At 37.3% G+C, this 20,793-nt stretch carries 17 protein-coding genes; 1 reads left to right on the top strand and 16 read right to left on the bottom strand.

The features are described 5' to 3' along the window. Positions 1–28 precede the first annotated feature (28 nt). Entirely contained in the window at positions 29–1,330 is a 1,302-nt protein-coding gene (locus K9B36_RS11395) for an LLM class flavin-dependent oxidoreductase (protein ID WP_223702185.1), read from the top strand. A 579-nt stretch (positions 1,331–1,909) separates the two neighbouring features. Here the strand turns inward: K9B36_RS11395 and K9B36_RS11390 are convergent. From K9B36_RS11390 to K9B36_RS11315, 16 genes are all read right to left on the bottom strand, one after another. Next, complete coding sequence (locus tag K9B36_RS11390; protein ID WP_223702184.1) at positions 1,910–3,343, bottom strand: PASTA domain-containing protein; 1,434 nt, start codon at positions 3,341–3,343, stop codon at positions 1,910–1,912. Then, complete coding sequence (locus tag K9B36_RS11385; RefSeq protein WP_223702183.1) at positions 3,336–4,007, bottom strand: ABC transporter ATP-binding protein; 672 nt, start codon at positions 4,005–4,007, stop codon at positions 3,336–3,338. The genes K9B36_RS11390 and K9B36_RS11385 overlap by 8 nt, the downstream gene beginning before the upstream one ends. A 106-nt stretch (positions 4,008–4,113) precedes the next feature. Further along, on the bottom strand, positions 4,114–5,577 hold the full coding sequence (locus tag K9B36_RS11380) for an ABC transporter permease (protein ID WP_223702182.1): 1,464 nt from the start codon (positions 5,575–5,577) through the stop codon (positions 4,114–4,116). 678 nt (positions 5,578–6,255) lie between these two features. Then, a complete protein-coding gene (locus K9B36_RS11375; protein WP_223702181.1) occupies positions 6,256–7,467 on the bottom strand; it encodes a M14 family zinc carboxypeptidase in 1,212 nt (403 codons plus the stop codon). A gap of 75 nt (positions 7,468–7,542) precedes the next feature. Continuing rightward, the gene (locus K9B36_RS11370; RefSeq protein WP_223702180.1) at positions 7,543–8,601 is read right to left on the bottom strand and encodes a M14 family zinc carboxypeptidase; all 1,059 of its coding nucleotides are present in this window, start codon (positions 8,599–8,601) and stop codon (positions 7,543–7,545) included. A gap of 760 nt (positions 8,602–9,361) precedes the next feature. Then, the gene (gene mgrA, locus K9B36_RS11365; RefSeq protein ID WP_223702179.1) at positions 9,362–10,354 is read right to left on the bottom strand and encodes an L-glyceraldehyde 3-phosphate reductase; all 993 of its coding nucleotides are present in this window, start codon (positions 10,352–10,354) and stop codon (positions 9,362–9,364) included. 112 nt (positions 10,355–10,466) lie between these two features. Then, complete coding sequence (locus tag K9B36_RS11360; RefSeq protein WP_223702178.1) at positions 10,467–14,024, bottom strand: carbohydrate binding domain-containing protein; 3,558 nt, start codon at positions 14,022–14,024, stop codon at positions 10,467–10,469. A gap of 260 nt (positions 14,025–14,284) precedes the next feature. Next, positions 14,285–14,581 carry a hypothetical protein gene (locus tag K9B36_RS11355; protein WP_223702177.1) on the bottom strand — a complete coding sequence of 99 codons (297 nt, stop codon included), beginning with the start codon at positions 14,579–14,581 and terminating at the stop codon, positions 14,285–14,287. 426 nt (positions 14,582–15,007) lie between these two features. Next, positions 15,008–15,640, bottom strand: a complete 633-nt coding sequence (locus K9B36_RS11350; protein WP_223702176.1) for a type 1 glutamine amidotransferase family protein — start codon at positions 15,638–15,640, stop codon at positions 15,008–15,010. 74 nt (positions 15,641–15,714) lie between these two features. Next, the gene (locus tag K9B36_RS11345) at positions 15,715–16,677 is read right to left on the bottom strand and encodes a helix-turn-helix transcriptional regulator (protein ID WP_223702175.1); all 963 of its coding nucleotides are present in this window, start codon (positions 16,675–16,677) and stop codon (positions 15,715–15,717) included. A 92-nt stretch (positions 16,678–16,769) separates the two neighbouring features. Beyond that, positions 16,770–17,246, bottom strand: a complete 477-nt coding sequence (locus K9B36_RS11340) for a DUF4188 domain-containing protein (protein ID WP_223702174.1) — start codon at positions 17,244–17,246, stop codon at positions 16,770–16,772. A 5-nt stretch (positions 17,247–17,251) separates the two neighbouring features. Next, positions 17,252–17,803 (bottom strand): PadR family transcriptional regulator, encoded by a 552-nt coding sequence (locus K9B36_RS11335; protein ID WP_399201774.1) that lies wholly within the window; start codon positions 17,801–17,803, stop codon positions 17,252–17,254. A 329-nt stretch (positions 17,804–18,132) separates the two neighbouring features. After that, positions 18,133–18,774, bottom strand: a complete 642-nt coding sequence (locus K9B36_RS11330) for a hypothetical protein (protein ID WP_223702172.1) — start codon at positions 18,772–18,774, stop codon at positions 18,133–18,135. Positions 18,775–18,878: 104 nt separating this feature from the next. Further along, positions 18,879–19,607, bottom strand: a complete 729-nt coding sequence (lepB, locus tag K9B36_RS11325; RefSeq protein ID WP_223702171.1) for a signal peptidase I — start codon at positions 19,605–19,607, stop codon at positions 18,879–18,881. Beyond that, entirely contained in the window at positions 19,598–20,146 is a 549-nt protein-coding gene (locus K9B36_RS11320; RefSeq protein WP_223702170.1) for a sigma-70 family RNA polymerase sigma factor, read from the bottom strand. The genes lepB and K9B36_RS11320 overlap by 10 nt, the downstream gene beginning before the upstream one ends. Before the next feature lie 378 nt (positions 20,147–20,524). After that, entirely contained in the window at positions 20,525–20,761 is a 237-nt protein-coding gene (locus K9B36_RS11315) for a hypothetical protein (RefSeq protein WP_223702169.1), read from the bottom strand. Positions 20,762–20,793: the final 32 nt, after the last annotated feature.

Below are 20,793 nucleotides of genomic sequence, written 5' to 3'. Positions count from 1 at the left end.
GTGATGATATTTTTTGAGGTGTAAACAAATGGTAAAAACGAAAGAAAAACATCTAAACTTAGGTGTTTTGCTGTATGGTTGTGGACATCATCAAGCTGCTTGGTTAATGCCTGACTCAAGCGTGGAACGTATCGGAGACATCTCTTATTATCAGTCTTTGGCACAGTTAGCAGAAAAAGGTTACTTTGACGCAGTATTCTTTGCTGATAATCAATCATTCCAAGGTAAAGATCCTAGTGATATGCCGGCATTTTGGTTTGATCCGATAGTCAATTTAACTGCCATTTCTCAAGTGACAAATCATGTGGGATTAGTTTCAACAATTTCAAGTACTTTTTCTAATCCTTTCACAGCTTCACGCCAACTATTAAGTTTAGATCATATTACAAAAGGACGTGTTGGTTGGAATCTCGTTACATCCATGACTGATTTAGAGGCATTAAATCATAGCATGGATGAACTGCCTTCTCATGACAAACGATATGAGAAAGCTGATGAATTCGCTGCTCTAATGAATAAATTATTTCTTTCATGGGACAGTAATGAGTTTTTGCATCAGCGAGAAGAAAGAAAATTGATCAATCCCTTAAACATTCAGCCCATTAATCACGAGGGTACTTATTTTAAAGTGCATGGCCCCTCCACTACGCCAAAAAGTCCGCAAGGCAAACCAGTATCAATGCAAGCAGGGGCATCTAAACAAGGCATCGCATTAGCCGCCAAATATGCCGATGCTGTTTATTCCGTCTCGTGGAACCTAAAGCAAGCAAAAAAATTCCGCGAAAAATTAGATAGACAAAGCGAAGGCAGCAATAGACATATTAAAGTATTTCCAGGCTTAGTAACCTATGTCGGTCATACTCATGAAGAAGCTTTGGCCAAAAAATCAGCATTAGATGAACAATTACCACTTGCAATAGCTTTAAAACAGTTAAGCTTCTTTATTCAGCAAGATTGTTCTAATTGGGAAATTGATAAGGAAGTACCTCCATTACCCCCAATAGAAGAATTCACTGGTCCAGTTGGACGTTACGAAACAATACTAGAAATTATTAATGACACACAACCTACAGTAAGAGAATTATTAGGATATCTTAATGCAGGTGGGGGACATCACACGCTGATAGGTACACCCCATGAAATAGTGGATCAGATGGAAGTCTGGTTTGAAGCAGGTGTGGCTGATGGATTTAATCTTATGCCTCCTACACTACCTGATAGTTTAGAAGACTTTGTTGAACTGATTGTTCCTGAAATGCAAAGAAGAGGTATTTTCAGAAAAAAATATGAAGGTCACACCTTCCGTGAACTTTTAGGATTACCCCTGTAGAATCCTTAAAGCACGGGGGTGGTTCTTGAAGGATGTACATGTCTCAGATATATAAGGAGCGGGACACTGTACCTGTCCGAGGCCACTGAAAAAGTACATAATTTTAGGTTTGAGTTAAACACCGCTGTTCCTTTCCGCAAATGGCTTCGCTTATCCAGAGGGCGACCTTGAGCCTCCTCGGGCTATGCCCTGCGGGGTCTCAAGCTTGTCGCTACTCCCCCGCTGGAGTCTACGCCTTTTGCTCCAATCCACAGCTTGAAGCCACCTAAACTATATGTTTTCAGTTTTTCAGTGGCCTTTACCTGTCCCTCTGTCCCTTCGATGGCCAATCCCTTGTAAACACTGAAAATACATTAGTCCATTCTTCTATTACTTTAAAAGGAAATTGAGGTTAAAGACATACTAAGAAGTACATAGTTAAGTTATGTCCATCTACAATAACCGCTCAGCTAGGATACTGGGTATTCGTTCGAATCAAATATTTAAGGCATATTTATTATTTTAAACTTTAAGTGTGTGTTTTTATAAAAAGGAAAAAAAGAAAAAAGGAAGCAGAGAACCTTCCCCTGCTTCCTCCATTTACTCTCCCTCTCCCATATCCTCCTCTGGTACTGGTACGGATATTGGTGAGGCAGAATCATTCCTGCTGATTTGGACTTCAACTGTATAGGTCATATTTATGAATTGATTGAATGCACTCATACCTACAATGGTTCCTTTTATTTCTGGGGAGTCTACATATTTCACAATGTAATTAACATTGGCTCCCTTTGATTGGTAGTCTTCATAAAATAACCTTGGTAAATCTCCATCCAATTGGCCTCGATAATCTCTTAAATACGGGCGCCCTAGTGAATACACTACAGTGACAGCTGTTTCCTCTTGGCCCATCAGTTTTGTGCCAGCTTCAATAGATTGAGAAATGAGCTTCCCATATGAGACATCCGAGTGGAATTTTTGTTTTACCGACAACATCAATCCTGCTTGCTCACTCGCTTCATCTGGTGTGAGCTCTCCGAAATTTGGTACGATTGTTGCCTTTCCTAAGGATACTTTCACCTTCATTTGATCCTTCTTGGCGATTTTCTCCTCCGCTTTCACACTTTGACTTATGATCAAGTTAGCTTCAACAGTGGTGGAATCTTCTTCTTCATACTCCATCTCAATCATGTTTGTTTTAGCCCATTGTTCTACTTCCTCTTTTGGTTTGTTAGAAAAGTCTGGAACAGTGATATCCTTTGCAAACACTTCTTCGCCCTTAGACAGGAACACAGCAGCACTATCTTTTCGTTTATATTCCTCAGCCGTAATATTGCTATCTCTTATTTCCAGTCGGATGAATTCCCCTTCCTTAATTGAATCACTGAATTCGTGTACAACTTTGAGATTCTTTGCATGATTTTCTTCAATCCAATTTTCAATATCTGGTTGAGACAGCAGTGAAAAATCAGGAAGTGGAATAACATCTTCAGGGTCTGCCCCTTTGCTGCTTACAAATTGAACCTTTTTTCCTTTGCGAATTTTATCTTTTTCTGAAACACTTTGAGAGATAATTTGATTTTCCTCATACTCAGTACTATACTCTTGGGTTAATTCCATTTCTAAGTCGTTGTCCGTAGTCCAAGTACGAGCTTCGGAAACTGGCTTACCAATGAAGTCCTCCATCTTTACATGGACCATTTGGTAGTAAATGAAAAAGAGGAGGATACCAGCAAGTACTGATCCAGCGATAATAATCCCTTGCTTACGACGTTTTTTCCTTCTATAGTCAGGGTCCACTTCTACCTCTTCATCTGACCTACCGGTGTCAGCATCCCGTTGCGCCATATTGGAATAATATCTACTTTGTGTAGTTTGGTTTTCAGAATTACTACTAGATGACGGTGCAGGCTCTACCTTTGTCTCTTCTTGTATGTTTTCACTTTTTGGTTCATTCTTTCCCCCAGAACTCTTTTGCTCGTTCTCCAATTTATCATAATTATCTTTATTAAACTTGGATAAAAAGTCACTCATAAGAGGCCAAGACACCCTTTTTCAGTTGGAAGATATGATCAGATTGTTGAGCAACTTCTTGGGAATGTGTTACCACGATGACGCACTTTTGATGTTCGTGTGCTAATTTCTTAAAAATAGCGATAATCTCTTGTTCCATTTCTTCGTCCAGGTTTCCTGTTGGTTCATCTGCAAGAACCAACTCAACATTTGTCGCTAAGGATCTTGCAATAGCGACACGTTGCTGTTCTCCACCAGAAAGCTGATTTATCCTGCGATCCGCCTTACTTTTACCAATACCGATATAATCTAGCAGGTTGTATGCGACAGTCATTTTATCATCAGGTAATGGGTTTTCTGTGATGGACATTGGAATTAATACATTCTCCACTGCTGTAAAGGTAGGGATTAGATTATAGTTTTGAAAAATGATCCCCACATTATTGCGTCGATAATGATCGTAACCAATACCTTTAATATCTTGTCCATTAAACAAGATAGATCCATTTTGTGGCGTATCCAAGGCGCTTATAAGGGATAAGAAAGTACTCTTTCCAGATCCGGATTGTCCTAAGATGGTATAAAATTTTCCTTTATCAAAGGAAATGTTTGTATCTTTTAATATAAAACGGCGATTCTCACCATCTTGGTAGAAATAACTCAAGTCTTTCACTTCTAATATCATGTTTCATCACCTTTCAGGTTGTAGGTTTGCAAAATGTAAAAAAAGTTACATACAATGTTTACTCTTTATAGAATAGGGGTATCTATCAATATTATCCCTGTCCTATTTACATCATTATCTTTCTAGGATTCAATCGAATGATATAAATAAGTGGTAGGATGGTTGATAATAGAATTGTTGCAATACCTATACCATAAAATAAAAAGATGAAGGAAGAATCCAGTGTCACTTGATACGATGCGATTACGTCATCTGTTGTCAAATTAGATTGAAAATCTGTAATCGGATAATAGTAATCATCGTTGGTTTGACCTTTTTCCTCGTTGATCATCGTTTCCGATACTCCTTGGGCTAAATAGTTACCAGTGAATAAAGACAAAGTGATACCAATAAGAGAGATGATCATCACTTCTAATATGATTTGTCCAACTATTCTCCCGCGACGTTCCCCTAGTGATAAGTAGATGCCTAATTCACGTTTACGATCACGTAAGAACAGAAGAACGACAAGACCAATAATCAAAACGGTTGTGATAATTGCTGCAATCAATACATAGTTGGATAGTTTAGACATGGATTGGATTGGAGCGGATATCGTTTCGTATTGATCACTAGCTTTTCGTACTATATACAAATCAGGTAGCAATGGCTTTACTTCTTCTTCAAATGATGCACTATCTTCCGGCTTGTTTAATACAAAAATAGGAGTATAGTAGTCGGACATTCCTTCATTTTCCATCATTTCTGCTAGTTCCGGGTCAGACTTTATATACTCTTCCATTTGTGCTCTACTTTCAGCTATTACTACTTCATTTGGTACATAAATCGTATTTTGAAGATCCATATCCATCCAATCATACTGCCCTTGATCTTTGTTGGACCCTTCTTCTTTTTTCACCGACTGCGGCTCGAAAAATCCTATTACTTCTAACACAACATCACGAATAGAAGCAGGTTTGTCACTGTCTGGACCATAGATTTCGCTATTTAATACGAACGTATCACCAATTTGAAGACTATTTTTATCAGCCAATTTTTTAGAAATAATGGCTACCGAAGAACCGTTCTCTATTTCTTCTGTATTAAAAACTCGACCATCACTCAATTTTGATTTTTGTTCCTCAAAATCAAGGACAGGTGCAAAATTAATCCCTTTTAACTTAAAATCCATACTTATGAAATCACCCATGTCATGCTCTTCAAAATCTTCTTGATGTTCTCCTCTATAGCTTTTAATCGTTTTTGAACCTAATTGAATTATTGCATTATAGTCATAGTACTTTACATAGGATAACCCGCCGATCTTCTTAATCAGGTCGAGATCTAAGTTCTTAATCTCATACTCTCCCCATTCTTCCTCTGACATTTCATTCAAAGCCTCATGATCAAGCTCGACCGTTGTTGCTGCTCCTAATTTTTCTTTAATACTTGTTTCTACATTCCCCGTTGCTTGTTGAATGGAAATTGCTCCTGAGATCAAGTTGCCCAGCACAAAGATGACCAACAATAAAATAATGGACTTTCCTTTGTTTCTTGTAATGCTCAACAATCCCCGTTTGATAAAATTCATGTACTAACCCCCCCATATAATTAGGATGCAACAACTCACTTTGGTTACAGTAAATTTCTTTGAATTTTTTATATGTATAAACCAAAGAATTTCTACTTCTCTCACGAAATCCAATTCCTAGAAAAGAGTAGTTTAAAGCAACTTCGAGCTATTTCTTTTACTTTCGCCTAGTAACGACATTGCTCCCCCATATATAGACGCAGTAAAGTAGCAAAAAGTTCCATAAATTTTCAAAAAAAACCAAAAAATGATTGTTTTTTTAATATTTTAGGAGATTCTTATGTAAAGATTACTAAGTTAGTATTTTAATGGTGGTCGGACTTGTGTGGAAATAGGATAATTTTCGAGGAGAAATTAGGGAAATTAGGATAGTACCCACAAATTTGCGATTGTTATCAGAAAACTCAACAAGTAGCCATTCATCCAATCCTTTCACGCTTGGTCTTTTTTAATTTGAACTATAAATACACCTTCTGTTAGAGAGGTGTTTGGAAGATTCGATTTTAGGATAAAAAAGTGGATGTGTGAATTGATAGTTTTGAAGAGGAATGGCAGATTATGCGGTTGGATATTGATATTTAACATCTGGTTTTAGAATCCTTCATTTTTTTGAAAAATTTATGAATATACCAAATGGTAAAAAATAGGGAAACGCGAGGACCCGCGTTTCCAGAAAATCTATAGTCCAGGAGTATATGATGTTCCAGGAATGTCATCATAGTCTGCTGGGTCTAACTCTTCAACAGAACCATCTGTTACTCCGTTGATGATTCCATATAAACCAGTTTCTACTGCTTTCACTAACTGCCCTTTTTTCTTTTGACCTAATGTATGTGATTGTCCTCTTACTTCAAAAAGGACGGTGCCACTCCCATTTAAACCGAAGCTACCTAAAGCTGTCCCAGGAAGGTCAAGACCTTGGCTATAAAGAGAAAGATTAGTAAAAGGTGAGTTATTCCCTAATGCCTTAAGTGCATTATATGCAGCGAGATTTAACTGCTTTGAAAAATCAAAATTATATTTATCTGCGTACTCAGCATACTTAGCGCCTCGTTCCGTATTTGGATCTGGTACAAAATCAGCTGATAATGACATTGTTACCAAGTCATCTGTGCCTTCCACATAGTACTGTCCTTGGTGATGAAGATCGACAAAAACGTCTACTTTTCCAAACTCAGCTAATAAAGACTTATACACATCTCGAACAGTTTGTGCTTCAGGAGTGATATACCAACCAGGTTCACTTGACTTACCTGGGACATCTTCAGCCTTAGGAACATAATTTAAGTCAGGATTAAAATCACGATTTACGTCAAAGCCAGGTTTATTATAATAATCTCTGTCTTGAATAATTCTATCTGTATAGTAGTTCCAAGAAGGACCTTGTGCATCAGCGAGTTGTGGAAATGCTGCAATTACCTCATCCCACGACATATCATTACCTCGACGATCTAGCTCTGCTGCATCAGGGTTCATTTTTGGTAATAATACTAAAGTGATTTCATTACGAATTTTTTCAGCTTCAACTGAGTTACTTGTTCCCACATATTGAAGAATATTGAGTAAGGCTTCCGTTCCTGTTTTCTCATTTCCATGTATTTCACTTTCGATTAAAACAACTTTATCACCGTTACCAACTCTTGCTTGGTAAATATCTCTGCCTCGATTAGACTGCCCTACGACCTCTAAGGCAACTTTGCCATGGCTATTACTTTCGATTTGTTCTAACTTTTTAACCATTTGTCCATAATCAGTAAAACCATTAACAGAATAAACCTGATTTTTATTTGTTGTATTGCCGTTTGAAGAATTCGTCGCCAATGCTGGTGAAACTAAACTCGCACATAAAGCTAACACACTAAGACCTGTAACAATTTTCTTACCTTTCACATTACTCACTCCTCGTATAATTTTAATATTATAGGAACTTAGAAGATACATAGCGCAAACTAAGATTAAAAGGAATTACTCGTCCTCTTCCAAAGCTAAGTTATATTGGAAAGGCAGTGTTTCCCAGAAACTTGTATCCGCATCATTAATTGAGCCATCGGCAATCGATTTTACGGTTGCATCTAATGCTACAATTGTCTGCTTAATTAAATATCCGTTGCTTTTTTGACCCAACACATAGGATTCATATTCATGGTCAGACATTCCACGCATTTCGAAAAGGAGGGTAGCAATATCATATCTAACAGCGATGCCGTTTCTTCCGATATTTTCACCAGTGCCACCTCGGTATTTACCAATATTGCCCCACCCCTTTGACTCGATGGCATTATAAACGACTGAACCTAGTTTTTTCGACTTTTCAACTACTTCAGGTTTAACGTTTGGGTTCAGTGGATATAAGATTGAACCCGATACTAGTTCACCCTCAACAGCACTACGAGTTCCTTGATGGTGTAAATCTATTAAATAGTCAATATTATATTTTGCTAGCACATTTTCATGTAAAACCCGTGCTTCCGGTTGCATGTCACTAGTTTCTTTTGCATGCTCCCGGTTTAAATCATATCTATCAGCATTGTAACGTGTAAGATGTCTACCACCATCGGCCACATAGTTCTCTAGTGAGAAGTTAACATCACCCATTGCTCCATCAGCATTTAACATAGGGAGGATTAAAATATTTACATTGTCTAGTACGCCTTTTGTTTTATTCGTACCAAGATGTTTAATAAACTCTAGTGAACCCTCTGTTGTTAACTGTTCGTTTCCATGTTGTTGCGTTAGAAAAAGAATGGTTGGATTTTCGGGATTTGAGATGTACTTTGCCAAATAAATATCTCTCCCTTTTTTCGTTTGTCCAATCACTTCAAGCTCTAGTGCATCTTGCTTTTGATCTTGTTGCTTAAGAAAATCTACCATACTCTCGTATGTATGTAGGATAGAGGTTTGAATAGACTCCTTCCCATTATAGTTTGGCCCATTCCCTACAGCCAAAGCTGGCATAGCCACAGTCGTTAATGCCCCAAAAGCTAGTAAACTTGATAATGATACAGATAACACTTTCTTGTTCATCTACTTCCTCCCTCTATTAATTAATTGAATTTTCTTTACACTTAATAGTATAGGAGCTATGGTAGCCAAAAGTTAATAGGAGTAATTTCTCATTATTTCGGTAAGCTAAATACCTGATATAATTGTCTAAAAATGTTGTCGAATGAAAGGAATAATAAAGGAGAGGGATTAAATTTTATCTAACAGAAGAAAAACTGCGAGGTAGAATATTTGATGAACTTTCCTCGTGTTAACAGGTTTATACAAAAAAATTCACTTATGACCTCTTGGTATTTGTTGATCTATGGTGATGGAAAAATTAGATTTCTGTCGAAAAGAATAGAAATTGTTAAGTAGCTTCATGTATTGCCCATGTGAACAATGGCTTATTATTTATAGATGAATTAATCCAATTTATTAACCTTCAATTCTCACAACCATACTTTGGATACCCTTAATACAGTGTTTTCGCTATCAATCATTTTAGTTATCTTAAAGTTCATTCTTATTGACTATGAAACAAGCTCTCCTATTGGGTACATTAGTCTATTTCTGGATAAAAACACCGGGACGGTCCTAGTGTTTGCTTCGTTTAGCCAAACCTAAGAAAGCATGAGGTCTCACGAGAACCATCCTCGGGTCTCCCTAAGTGCTCTTCAAACACGTCATTTCGGGGACGTTTCTTACAGGGGGCAATCAGGGTCGCTTTTAATATCTAGAATTTAACCTCAGTAAAAAACCTAGGATTCAACCATTATCGATTGAATCCTAGGTTTTTCTTTTACATTTTTAATATATTATCAATCAACTGTAGCTCGTCTGAACTAAAATCAAGGTTATCAAGGGCTGATACATTCTCTTCTAGTTGACTCACTTTAGAGGCACCGATTAAGCAGGAAGTGATCTTTTGCTCACGAAGCACCCACGCAATGGCCATTTGCGCAAGGGATTGATTTCTTTCTTGTGCTACTTCGTTTAATTTTTGCACCTTTTGAACGACCGCTTCTGTTATATCGTCACGATTTAAAAAGCTGTTTGCTTTAGTTGCACGAGAATCTGTAGGAACACCGTTTAAATATCGGTTTGTTAACAGTCCTTGTGCAAGAGGAACAAAGGCGATACTTCCAGTTCCTTCTTCCTGCAATAGTGATGTTAACCCGTCCTCAACCCAGCGATTGAACATAGAATATGCTGGCTGATGAATAAGCAACGGTGTGCCTAATTCTCTTAACATGTCAATTGCCTGTTTTGTTTCCTCTAAACCATAATTAGAAATCCCGACATAGAGCGCTTTACCTTGTCTGACGGTATGATCAAGCGCCATCATTGTTTCTTCGAGTGGTGTTTCTGGATCAGGTCTGTGATGGTAAAATATATCAACATAATCCAATCCCATTCTATTTAAACTTTGGTCAAGACTTGAAATCAAGTATTTTCTTGAACCCCAATCACCATATGGACCTTGCCACATTCCATAACCTGCTTTTGTAGAAATAATCATTTCATCCCTATAACCGTTAAAATCCTGACGCAGAATCTTCCCAAAGTTTTCTTCTGCCGAGCCTGGTGGAGGACCGTAATTATTAGCAAGATCAAAATGAGTTATCCCTAAATCAAATGCTTTTCTAATAAGAGAACGTCCATTTTCGTAAACATCTTCTCCACCAAAGTTGTGCCATAACCCTAGTGAAAGAGCCGGCAACTTAATACCAGACTTGCCACACCGATTGTAAACCATCGATTCATATCTTTGTTCATTTGGTTTATATCCCATTTTTGTTTCTCCTCAGTATGTTGAGATTTTTTCACTATGCAAGGGGTTTCTTAAGTGATGTATCTAGTAAAAACCACTTGTCCTTACTATTTAATTTAAAGCATAAAGAAAGCTATTGTTTATCCTTCACTTTCTTTTCTTTCTTTTTTTCTTTTTCCTTATCTTTGTCTTTATCTTTCTTGTCTACCACTTCTTCTACAGCTATCAGTTTGACATTATCGATCACGACTGTGTAAGGTACTTCTAGCTCTGCATCGGAAGGACTTTTCCCAAGCCCAAACAGCAATTTATACGTACCATCTGCAGACACCTCCATGATGGATTCGAAGGTTTCTAATTCTGTACCAACTTCAAATGTTTGAATTGGTGCACCTGAGCCTGTTAACTCCAGATTAATGGTTCGCTCCAATTCTGAACTCATTTCGAACTCCACTTTATACGTTCCACTTGGCACTTCAATCCCATCTTGGTAAAGCTGAATATGCCACCAATCCCAGCCAACCTGTTGAATAGCCACATTTACTGCTTCATCTACAACATTAAATTCTGCTAAACCCGCCCAAGACTCATGTTGACCTTGGTTATGCACATTCCAATTATGTGGGTTTTCTTCATTACCAAATTCAGTTGTTCTTTCAAATGAACCATCCACTACTAAATTTTTTCCTACTTCTCTCCACTTTTTCTCAGAAGGAGGAGTTGGTTCTTCCGGCTCTGTTTCCGGCTCCTGAGGCACACCATCTAAAGCTTCTCTGGCACCTTTCACTTCTAATTTTACATTATCGATAAAAATATCATGTGTGTTGTCGATAGGGACACCTGCTACTCGCCCTACTAAGAATTTTAAGCCAACAGAATCTGTTTCAGGCATCACAAATTCATAACTAAATGTTTGCATAGTACCTGTTAAGTCGATTACTTCTTCAAAATAACGATGGTAACTTGGTGCCCCATTATCTACGACTAACTCTAGTGGTCGATCGATCGTTGTTCTTGCATCAAATTCCAACACATATGTCTGTCCTTGCTCCAAGTTCATCTCTTCCTGAGAAAGGGAGATATCCCAAGGATTCTCACCCTCGTGTACAACTGTAATCTTGGCTTCTTCTGCTTCTTCTGTAAAGGTAGCTTGGGACGGACCATCATAAGCGCCTTGGTAATGCTGATTCCAGCTTTCAAGCCCTGAAGCGAAGTTACCATTTACTAATGGGAAGAGCTTTTCTCTTTCCCCTTTAACTTCTAATTGCACATTATCGATATAAACGTCATGACTACCTACTGCAACTGAGTTGGCAACCTTACCTAAGAGGTATTTCAAGTCCACCGTATCATCGGTACTCATTTCAAATTCAAAGCGATAAGTTTCCATTGTATTCGATAATTCGATAACGTTAGAGAAATATCTGTTATACGTTGCATTTTCCAGAACAACTTCTAACTTTCTATCCACCGTTGACCTGGCGTCAAATTCTAAAACATACGTATTATTTGATAGTAGCTCCATTCCATTTTGCATTAATAAAACATGCCATGGTTCAAAGCCTTCGTTTTCAATAGAGGCCTTCACTACCTCATCCACAACTTCGATCTTAGCTGTAGAAGTTCCTGGCTCGTGTTCCCCTTGAATGTGCATGTCCCAATTTGTAAACCCATTAGAGAAACTTCCGTTCTTAAGTGGAAACTTCTGATCAAAATTTAACGCATCATTATTGTTGCTTAAGCGTACCATACTAATATTATCAATCACGACACCATTTGTATTCCCACCGAAGTAGAATACTAGCTGCCCTTCAACGTCTGTTATATTAGGCATGGTAAATGTCATTTCTTTTTCTTCCATTGCTGTTGTGAGAGGAAACGTCTCTGTTAAAGAATAGTTAACAGTACCGTCTCTACTTACTAATGCAACCTGAACATCCCTTGCTTCCGCTGCTCTTCCTTCAAAAGTCACTTTATACTCATCATTCGCTAGAAGATTCATCCCTTTTTGTACAAGTGTAATCGCATCGGAACTAGTTCCACCATCCGTAATCGCTACTTCAAGCTCCCTAGATTCTGAATCAACTGATGCTTTTGCATCCGCACCCTCAACATTAAAGTTCCAGTAAGTCATTCTGTCCATACTTCCTAAATCAAACGTTCCGTTATACACATGGTTTCCATTGCTCAACGGGTTTTTGGGAGCATCGGCATTGTATGGATCTAATGCGTCAATTTCCTCGACCTTCACATTGCCTATCCAAACAGGATTTGTGTTTAGTCCCATGTTAAATTCTAAACGGGAGGCTCTATCTGTATCATGCTGCATTTGAAATGCTAGCTCATAGGATTGAACCTCATTTGTTAAAGAGAAATCACGGTTTGGTGAATATGCGGTATAACCTCGATCTGGTCCACCACCAAGCTTCACATTAAGATTGCGTTCAGCTGTCGATTTAGCATCAAAGCTAAGCCTATACCATCGACCTTTGCCTAGAGTGACATTTTGTATTAACTGCACGGAATATGACTGGTTACCGCCTTGAGCAATCTCTACCTTTGCGAATTGGTTTCCATCAAGCGTATCTACTGTAGCAGAAGCAAGACCATTAAAGTCTGGCATGTATACTAAATTCCAGTAATCCGCATTCCAATTATTTTCCAAATCACTACTACTAGAAATCGTCGTAAATCCTTGCTCGAAATTAGGATCATAAACGTAATTACCATCGATAGCCATTTTGGCATCTGCAGGAAGTTCTTCCGCTTCAAATACTGGTTCTACTGGTTCTCTATAGTTTCTTCCAGTTAACTCATACACTTTCACATAATCTACCAGCATCTCACCAGGTAGCTCGGTAGTCTCATCAGGACCTCCACCATACCAACCACCGATTGCTAAATTTAAAATAAGATAGAATTCTTGGTCAAAAGGTGCTGGATAAGCAAATGGTGCTGGGTTACCTGCACTTGTAGCGCTCCAATTGTTCAACGTTTGGAATAACTCTCCGTTCACATACCAGCGAATTTCACCTGGCTCCCATTCCACAGAGTAGACATTAAAATCTGTAACGTCTTGCCCTTCTGGAAAGTGATAATCTTTTGCAGTGTAAGTATTATTTGGCCATTGACTACCATAGTGGATTGCCCCACCAACTTTATTTGGAGTTCCACCTGAGTTTTCCATTATATCAATCTCACCTGAAGCGGCCCAGCCACCATAAACATCATCTTCTGGCATCATCCAAAATGCAGGCCAATATCCCTGTCCTTCTGGCAAGGCTATTTTCGCTTCAAATTTACCATACCTCTGGCTGAATTTTCCTTTAGTATGGATTTTTCCAGACGTATAGTTATACGTTCCATGTTCATCAAAAACCGTTTCCTCTCGCCCCTCAAGAATTAACTGTCCATTTTCTACACGTATATTGTCTTCCTGGTAGGATTGCAGCTCCTCATTTCCCCATCCGGAAATATACGTACCATTGTTATCGGTAAAACCGTTTCCAATATCGTAACTCCACTTATTTAGATCCAATTCATTACCTTCAAAATTATCTTCCCAAACGACGTTCCAATCACCGTCAGACGTATCACTTACACCTTCCTCACTATTGGCACTTGTAATAAGGCTAAAATTTGAGCTAAGTAATAAAAACACCAAGAACAGACTGAACGATTTTTTTAACATTCTAATCCCCCTAATTTTTAATTTATTGCGGCGTTCTGAAGTAAGGTAATGAATCACCTCCTTAAATTAATAGTTTTGTTTTACACCGAAACCCAATAAGGTTTAAAAATGCCAAATTAATATGGAACTGTAACAGTTCATCACATTTACGAAAGCGGTTTCATTATTAGGCGTGCCTGCTCGCATAAGTAGAGTAATAGAGAGAAATAGCTCTTGTGGCATCTCCATTGAATGTGTAAAACTCAAATTGCTCTTGTAAGTTAGTGAAACTGTAGTAGATGAAAAACCACAGGATCCTTTATTTGATGATTGTTGTGAGGTTGCTCTAGTAGATTGTGTAATGGTGGTTTTAAGAACTGACGAGGAACATGTAAATACGTTTCCGTTCCGAAGATAACATCCTGGTCGATTATCGGTTTAACCATTTTTTCACCATTTCGATGACACAGGAAAAAGCGTACATAAAAATCCCCTTGGTGCACTTCCTTCACAAGAGACGTATCATCAATGCTTCCTCTTAACCGATAAAAAGGGATATTTTCTTCTAAATTCACCACGTTTATTGTGTTTCCTAATTCCTTATAGCCCATCTTTTTCTTGTGTAAGCACTTCCATTGTATTAAACTAAACCGCTTTCGTAAACAGTAAAAAAATAAAAAAATTGTAGACCAACATCCTTATATTGGTCTACAAGACAATATGAAAATGCATTATTAAGATGGTATACAATGAATTACCTAAATAATTGCTATAGAAGCCATTGCGCCCTATAGCGATTGTTTTTATAATCAATTAACGATGAAAGTTAAGATCGTTAATTATACTTGATTATTATATTATAGGATGCTTTTTGGACTTTTTTAATTTTAGGCTTTACGGGGTAGCCTCAGGAAAATGCGGATTTACAACGATAAGGAAATTCCAAATTAAAAATCCCAACTTCTCTATAAATCTAAATAGAGAAATTGAGCTTTTCAGTTACTTCATTTATTTATTGAATTCATTAACTGGAAGAAGTATTCAGGTTTATGAGTCTTATTTAAGTTATACCATGAATGTAATGCATCTGGTGTAAATACATCTATTTTTTTCAGTACCTCCATTGCAAATTCCAGAGGAGCTACTCCTGATGCAGTAACTAAATTCGCATCAGATACCGCAGATCCCAACTCGTAGAACTTTTCTCCTTTATAGTTAGGACATACCAATTTAGTATATTCTAAGTTATTACTTGTATGCTTTCTAGTATCTAAGTATCCCATATTCGCGAGACCCTCAGTTGCACCACAAATTGCAGCAACAATAGTGCCCAGCTTTAAAGCTTGGCCAATTTTTTCCAAGATAGGTTGATGAATTTCTTCACTCCAAGTAGTCCCTCCTGGTAAGATTAAAAGATCTTTACTCTCAAGAGTACATTCATCAAGGGAAATATCTGGTTTTATGCTCAGTCCTCCCATCGTAGTAATCATTTCTTTATTAGCTCCTACTGTAATTACTTTTAAAGGTGCTACATCTTTTTTGAAATATCTTCCTGAGTTTAGTTCAGCAATTAAATATCCATATTCCCAGTCCGACATTGTATTAAATACATATAGAATCGCTTTTTTTGTTTGCATCCATTAACACTCCAATCACACTTGATAATGCAATTATAAAACAACTTCCCTGACAGCTAACGTCAGGGAAGTCATCATACTTCATGAAATTTAATTAATTCCGACAGAACTTCAACAAGTCTTTTTTTAAGACTTATCGGCTCAATAACTTTAATGGATTTATTGTAAGGCAAAAGTAAATAAGGTACATAAGTATGTATCACATCTTTTTCAAGAAGAAAAACCGCTTGATTTGAAGTCCGTTCTTTTAAATAATGTCCTAAAAACCAATGTTGGCAAATATCAGCCAATACACTTTTATCCCCATTAATAACCAAAGAAATAACCCCTTCCTTATCTTCTATAGTTGGAAGAAGGCTTTTTGTAAAAAAGTCACGTGCTGAAAAATTTTCTGGCCGGTTAAACTTATTTTCGGTTAGCATTAGACTTTCAATTCGATCTACTCTAAAACTACGAATATCATTCCTAAGATGACAAAATCCAATTACATACCACTTATTATTCCAATAGATAATTCTGTACGGATCGACCAATCTATAATTTAATTGCTTTTCGCCACTTTTATGATAACGAATTTTTACTGAGTACCCGTCAGCTACGGCCTGCTCCAACTCCTTCAAAAAAGGTTCCATAGAGAGTGAACTTAATCGACTTATTACTTCAAGACTGGTTAAATGTTGGTTTATCTTTGTTTCCTGCTCTTGATTTGAGTATTTACTTAGCTTTGAAATGGCCCTATTTAATGCTTCACCTCCATAATATCCGGCTTCTTCTGCAAAAACAGCAGCGTGAAATAGTGAAGTTTGCTCCTCAAAATCAAAAAAAAGAGGAGCCTCAATAAAATTGTTCATTAAAGTGTATCCACCGTTATGTCCTGGTTCTGAAATTATAGGTACGCCACTTGTTGAAATTGTATCAATATAACGATACACAGTCCTTATATTCATCTCTAACTTTTCTGAAATTTGTTTTGCAGTAATTTTTTCACCTGAACGAAGCATCCATAGAATTGCTAACATATTGTCAATTTTGGGCATATAATTCCACCTCTATATGAGATTTATTTTCTATTATATATTTCCGATTTTAGGTATAACTTATTAACATTTGCGGTGGCAACTAACCAAAACTATTGTACCTTCATCCGTTTACGAGCGGAATCGTGCTTTAAACTAACCGGAAGATGTTTCAACGTTTTACCTAATCCATAGTGTGGCATATTTGAATAGATAGATTCATAGGAGCCTTTCTTCACTTGAAAGGTTTCATGGTAGATTCCAACAGCGTCATTATTGCCTAGCTTTTCGTTAAAGTTTTTCCAAGCGGTTAAATGCTTCTCATTCCTCGCATAAGAGAGTAAGTCATCGCTTGAACGCCAATATTGGATCATTGTGGTCGTTCTTAGTCCATAATAGCTTTCCATCGATAAAAATCCCAACTCTTCTTTGTTCGTGTAAAGTTCCCTGATCATTCCGGGCATGGCGCTAAAAACGGGAAACCATTTATGTACGGCAAGCCAATTGTTAAATCTCATACCAATGATAAAAACGACAATACCCTCTGTGTTTTCCGTCGTATAACGTCCAGGGAAAATTTGCTTTGCCATTCTTTCTATTCCTCCTTTTTAACCTGCTTTAAAGTATGCTCACACCATTGAATGGCAGCCTCTGTTACTCTTTTGCCATAATCTAACGTGAATAACCAGTACATTGCATCCTTCTCTTCCTTATCGTGATGAAGAATTCCTTGTTCAATGGTTTCATACGTTTCGTAACGAGTTACAAGTCTTTGTTTATAATCTTGTAGCAGTGAAACAGTTTTTTCAGGGGATTGATTGGAGCCAAAAAATAATTTCAAAAGTACTTCATTTCGTTCTACAGGTACTTGATCAATAGGTTGTTCTATCCATTCTTTCAAAGTTGCCAATCCTTTAGGAGTGAGGTAATACTCGTTTTTATCCGCCCTCCCTGGGGTAGAGGAGACATTTACCTCTGCCAATCCATCTTGAGCAATTAGTTTAAGCGTAGGATAGATTTGCCCATAACTAATTTTCCAAAAATGATTTAAACTCCGATCCATGAACTGTTTAATAGCGTAACCAGAATTGCATTCAGTAGTTAATATCCCTAATATTGCGTATGTTGTATTGTTATAAGCTATCACTTTTTTCACACCTATCTAAAAGATATATATCATTTAGATATATGATAATAGGTACAATTAGAAATAGCAAGATAATATTCTGAATTAAGGGAAAATAATTTAGGAAAACATTATAAAAAAAGTATGTCCTTCTATGAATTGTTTGATTTGGCGATTAAACAATACCATAAAGAACATACTTTTTCTTTTTTTTACTATTTTCATTAGAAAAGACTCAACATAGCAATTTCGTTCTTCTCTGCTTCCTCTAGAGAAAAAATTTCAAAAAAGAAAAAAACAGCCATCCCTAAATGGAACGACTGTATGCCTTATTCTGTTCATTCACCAGATTAATTTAATAACCATTTTAATTCTCTCTCATTTTCCTGAGCTTTATAATTAAACATTTCCAATGTTGTCACCCAGAAATCTTCGGTGATACTGTCCCTCGACAATCTCACTCTATCCTCAGTAGTTCTGTATTCTGAACCTATGATTTCAAATCCTATCATATGTTGATTTAACACCTCAATCCACGCCTGATTAAGATTAGATATAGTTTCCACTTTCATCAAAAAGTCCTCATCCAAGGTCACACTTGCTTGGTCCGTTTCAGATATTTCCGCTATTTTTCTATTAAATACCGCTTCTATGTTAAACGAAGCATCAGAAGTTGAAAAACCATCCCGTTTGAACCTATTCAATTGCACTGCTAATTCGCTATAATCTTCATAGAAATTGATGATGGCATAGGTATTATTATAAATTCTCTCCACTTGCTCCTGTGACAGAACCTCTGTGCTAATTATCTCTTTATAAACCTTCTGATTATCCAGAAGGCTATGGGTAAGTGTGCTAAAATCATTCATTAATCTATTTGAATGGTATTCCTCATAGCCTTTATTACTTAAAGTCAAATTTATATAATGAACTGCAAAAATTAATGATATTGCTAATAGAACCGTAACAAAAATCTTCTTTCTTTTTAACAAATTCGCGCCTCCACCTTATAATTGATATATTTATATCTTACTTAATTGTTCTAAAGACAGTAGGACCGGTTACGCGTCCCACTAGGATAAAAACCACAACTTTCCTACTTATTCCTTACTCCCACCACTTTTCCGATGACTTGCTCCTTCGAAACCATCTCGTGGACACCTCGGAACCAGTCATCACTCATCCCAAATAAGTACTTTTCAGGAATAGGACTTTCTGGCATATTTGTTTCGAATACACCTAACATTGCTTCTTTATTGTATTGCGTACCTACTTTATCCATCGCAGTAAAGTACTCTTCTTTTTCCATCCCAAGACGTTGTGCCTTGCCATAGAAGGTATCGAGCCGTTTGTTATCAATGTAAACCTGGCCATTGACCACTTCAAGCGTTTCCCCCTCAAGGGCCACAATTCTTGTTAGGTATTTTCGGCCAGCCTCATTCTTGTAATACACAATATCTCCCCGTGAAAAATCCTTGTCCTTCGTGTCCACGACTATTAGTTCATCGTAAAAATCATGATTGCCTCTATCCATATTGTCAGACAGATAATGCTCAAGCTCCATCCCTTCCTCCAAAGTTTCCACAACCGGTATGTCTGCTGAGGTATTTGGATCAGTTATGGTATCCGTGTCAACCTTGAAAGCAAAAACAAGAAGGAACATAATACATGCTGCAATGACACTTGAAAAAACAACCTTATAGGAATGGCGGGTGGTGGAACTCGGTTTGTTTAAAGCCGCCAGAAAACGAGCCTTGTCTCCCTCATCCATTTGGATATCTGACAACACTGTATCCTCCAATACTTTCTTCAACTTCACTCCCATTCGTAGTCACCACCCTTCAACACTTCCTTCAAACTTTTTCTCGCCCGGTGAAGCCTCGTTTTCACTGTATTTTCATTAACATTCAACATGTAACTTATTTCCGAAATGTTTAATTCCTGATAATAAAATAGAATAATTACTTCCCTTAGCTTGATCGGCAGCTGCAGAACCGTTTGCCCAAGCTCGGTTCCTTTTTCCATCCATAGTGCCATGGTTTCAGGGGTATTCACTTCTACTAATTTCTCCCCTACATTGTCCCGGGAGAAAATTTTCCTGAAACTCCATCTTCTCAAGTGATCTCGACACTTATTAACAGTGATTCGGATCAGCCAGGTTTTATAAGAACACTCCCCCCGGAAAGTATCGAAGTTTTTATAACAAGAAATAAAAACGTCCTGCAAAATATCCTCCGTTTGACTGACATCCTTTAAATAAAGAAACGCTATCCGTTTCACTTCGGTCGCATATTGTTCAAACAACTGCTCCATCAGATCTTTTTTGTTTGCTGCAGAATGACTAACTTCATCAAACTCCCCCACTCCCATCTCCCCTCTCTGCCTTTCAAATCTATAGACGCAGCTAACGTCATCAGGTTCCCTAAAATCAGAAAAAGTGTTAACCCTCTTGGAATTAACACTTTTTTGTTCTTTGCCACGAAGTAGTAGAAAATCTCCCCCTCTATCAACCATACAGGGTATGAAGTCTCGCTTAATTGCATACAATAGCCAGTCGCCTTCCTGTTCCTGATAAACCACTTATCAATTCTTCCAGAAAGAAATTTTGATAAAATAACAATTTAAAAAGTTCATTTAAAATAGAAACGCTGAATCCATTGAGCTACCTAATTATCGAAATTGATTTAATCAAACGTTTGTTTAAATAATACTATGTTAATAAACTTGTTAGTTTGGTATTATCTAATATTTTTTAGAAGCCAAGTAATGGTTAATAGTCTTTAAATATGTTTTCCAATCCTTGTAACGTTCCTGTACCTTCTGTTCCAGTGTGGAATCCATTTGGTTTTCTTCATTATAAATTCCATTCTGTCGCATACTAGCAAGCCGATTAATATATTGGTCTATGGAAATCTCCTTCAATTTCTTTTCATCTTTCTTCAACAAGTGCTTCTGCTTCAGATATTCCTTAAATTCCATTACTCATCCCCCATTTAAATCAATTGATGTTC

It is taken from the genome of Sutcliffiella deserti (genome assembly GCF_020037475.1).
GTDB classification, from domain to species: Bacteria; Bacillota; Bacilli; order Bacillales; family Bacillaceae_I; genus Sutcliffiella_A; species Sutcliffiella_A deserti.
This window is presented reverse-complemented; position numbering and strand designations above follow the sequence as displayed.

Bases quoted from the DNA above. Each gene is read 5' to 3' on its own strand.
- K9B36_RS11385 (WP_223702183.1), bottom strand. From the start codon at position 4,007: ATGATATTAGAAGTGAAAGACTTGAGTTATTTCTACCAAGATGGTGAG.
- K9B36_RS11380 (WP_223702182.1), bottom strand. From the start codon at position 5,577: ATGAATTTTATCAAACGGGGATTGTTGAGCATTACAAGAAACAAAGGA.
- K9B36_RS11345 (WP_223702175.1), bottom strand. From the start codon at position 16,677: ATGCCCAAAATTGACAATATGTTAGCAATTCTATGGATGCTTCGTTCA.
- K9B36_RS11350 (WP_223702176.1), bottom strand. From the start codon at position 15,640: ATGCAAACAAAAAAAGCGATTCTATATGTATTTAATACAATGTCGGAC.
- K9B36_RS11340 (WP_223702174.1), bottom strand. From the start codon at position 17,246: ATGGCAAAGCAAATTTTCCCTGGACGTTATACGACGGAAAACACAGAG.
- K9B36_RS11370 (WP_223702180.1), bottom strand. From the start codon at position 8,601: ATGAACAAGAAAGTGTTATCTGTATCATTATCAAGTTTACTAGCTTTT.
- K9B36_RS11390 (WP_223702184.1), bottom strand. From the start codon at position 3,343: ATGAGTGACTTTTTATCCAAGTTTAATAAAGATAATTATGATAAATTG.
- lepB (WP_223702171.1), bottom strand. From the start codon at position 19,607: ATGGGAGTGAAGTTGAAGAAAGTATTGGAGGATACAGTGTTGTCAGAT.
- K9B36_RS11315 (WP_223702169.1), bottom strand. From the start codon at position 20,761: ATGGAATTTAAGGAATATCTGAAGCAGAAGCACTTGTTGAAGAAAGAT.
- K9B36_RS11395 (WP_223702185.1), top strand. From the start codon at position 29: ATGGTAAAAACGAAAGAAAAACATCTAAACTTAGGTGTTTTGCTGTAT.
- K9B36_RS11360 (WP_223702178.1), bottom strand. From the start codon at position 14,024: ATGTTAAAAAAATCGTTCAGTCTGTTCTTGGTGTTTTTATTACTTAGC.
- mgrA (WP_223702179.1), bottom strand. From the start codon at position 10,354: ATGGGATATAAACCAAATGAACAAAGATATGAATCGATGGTTTACAAT.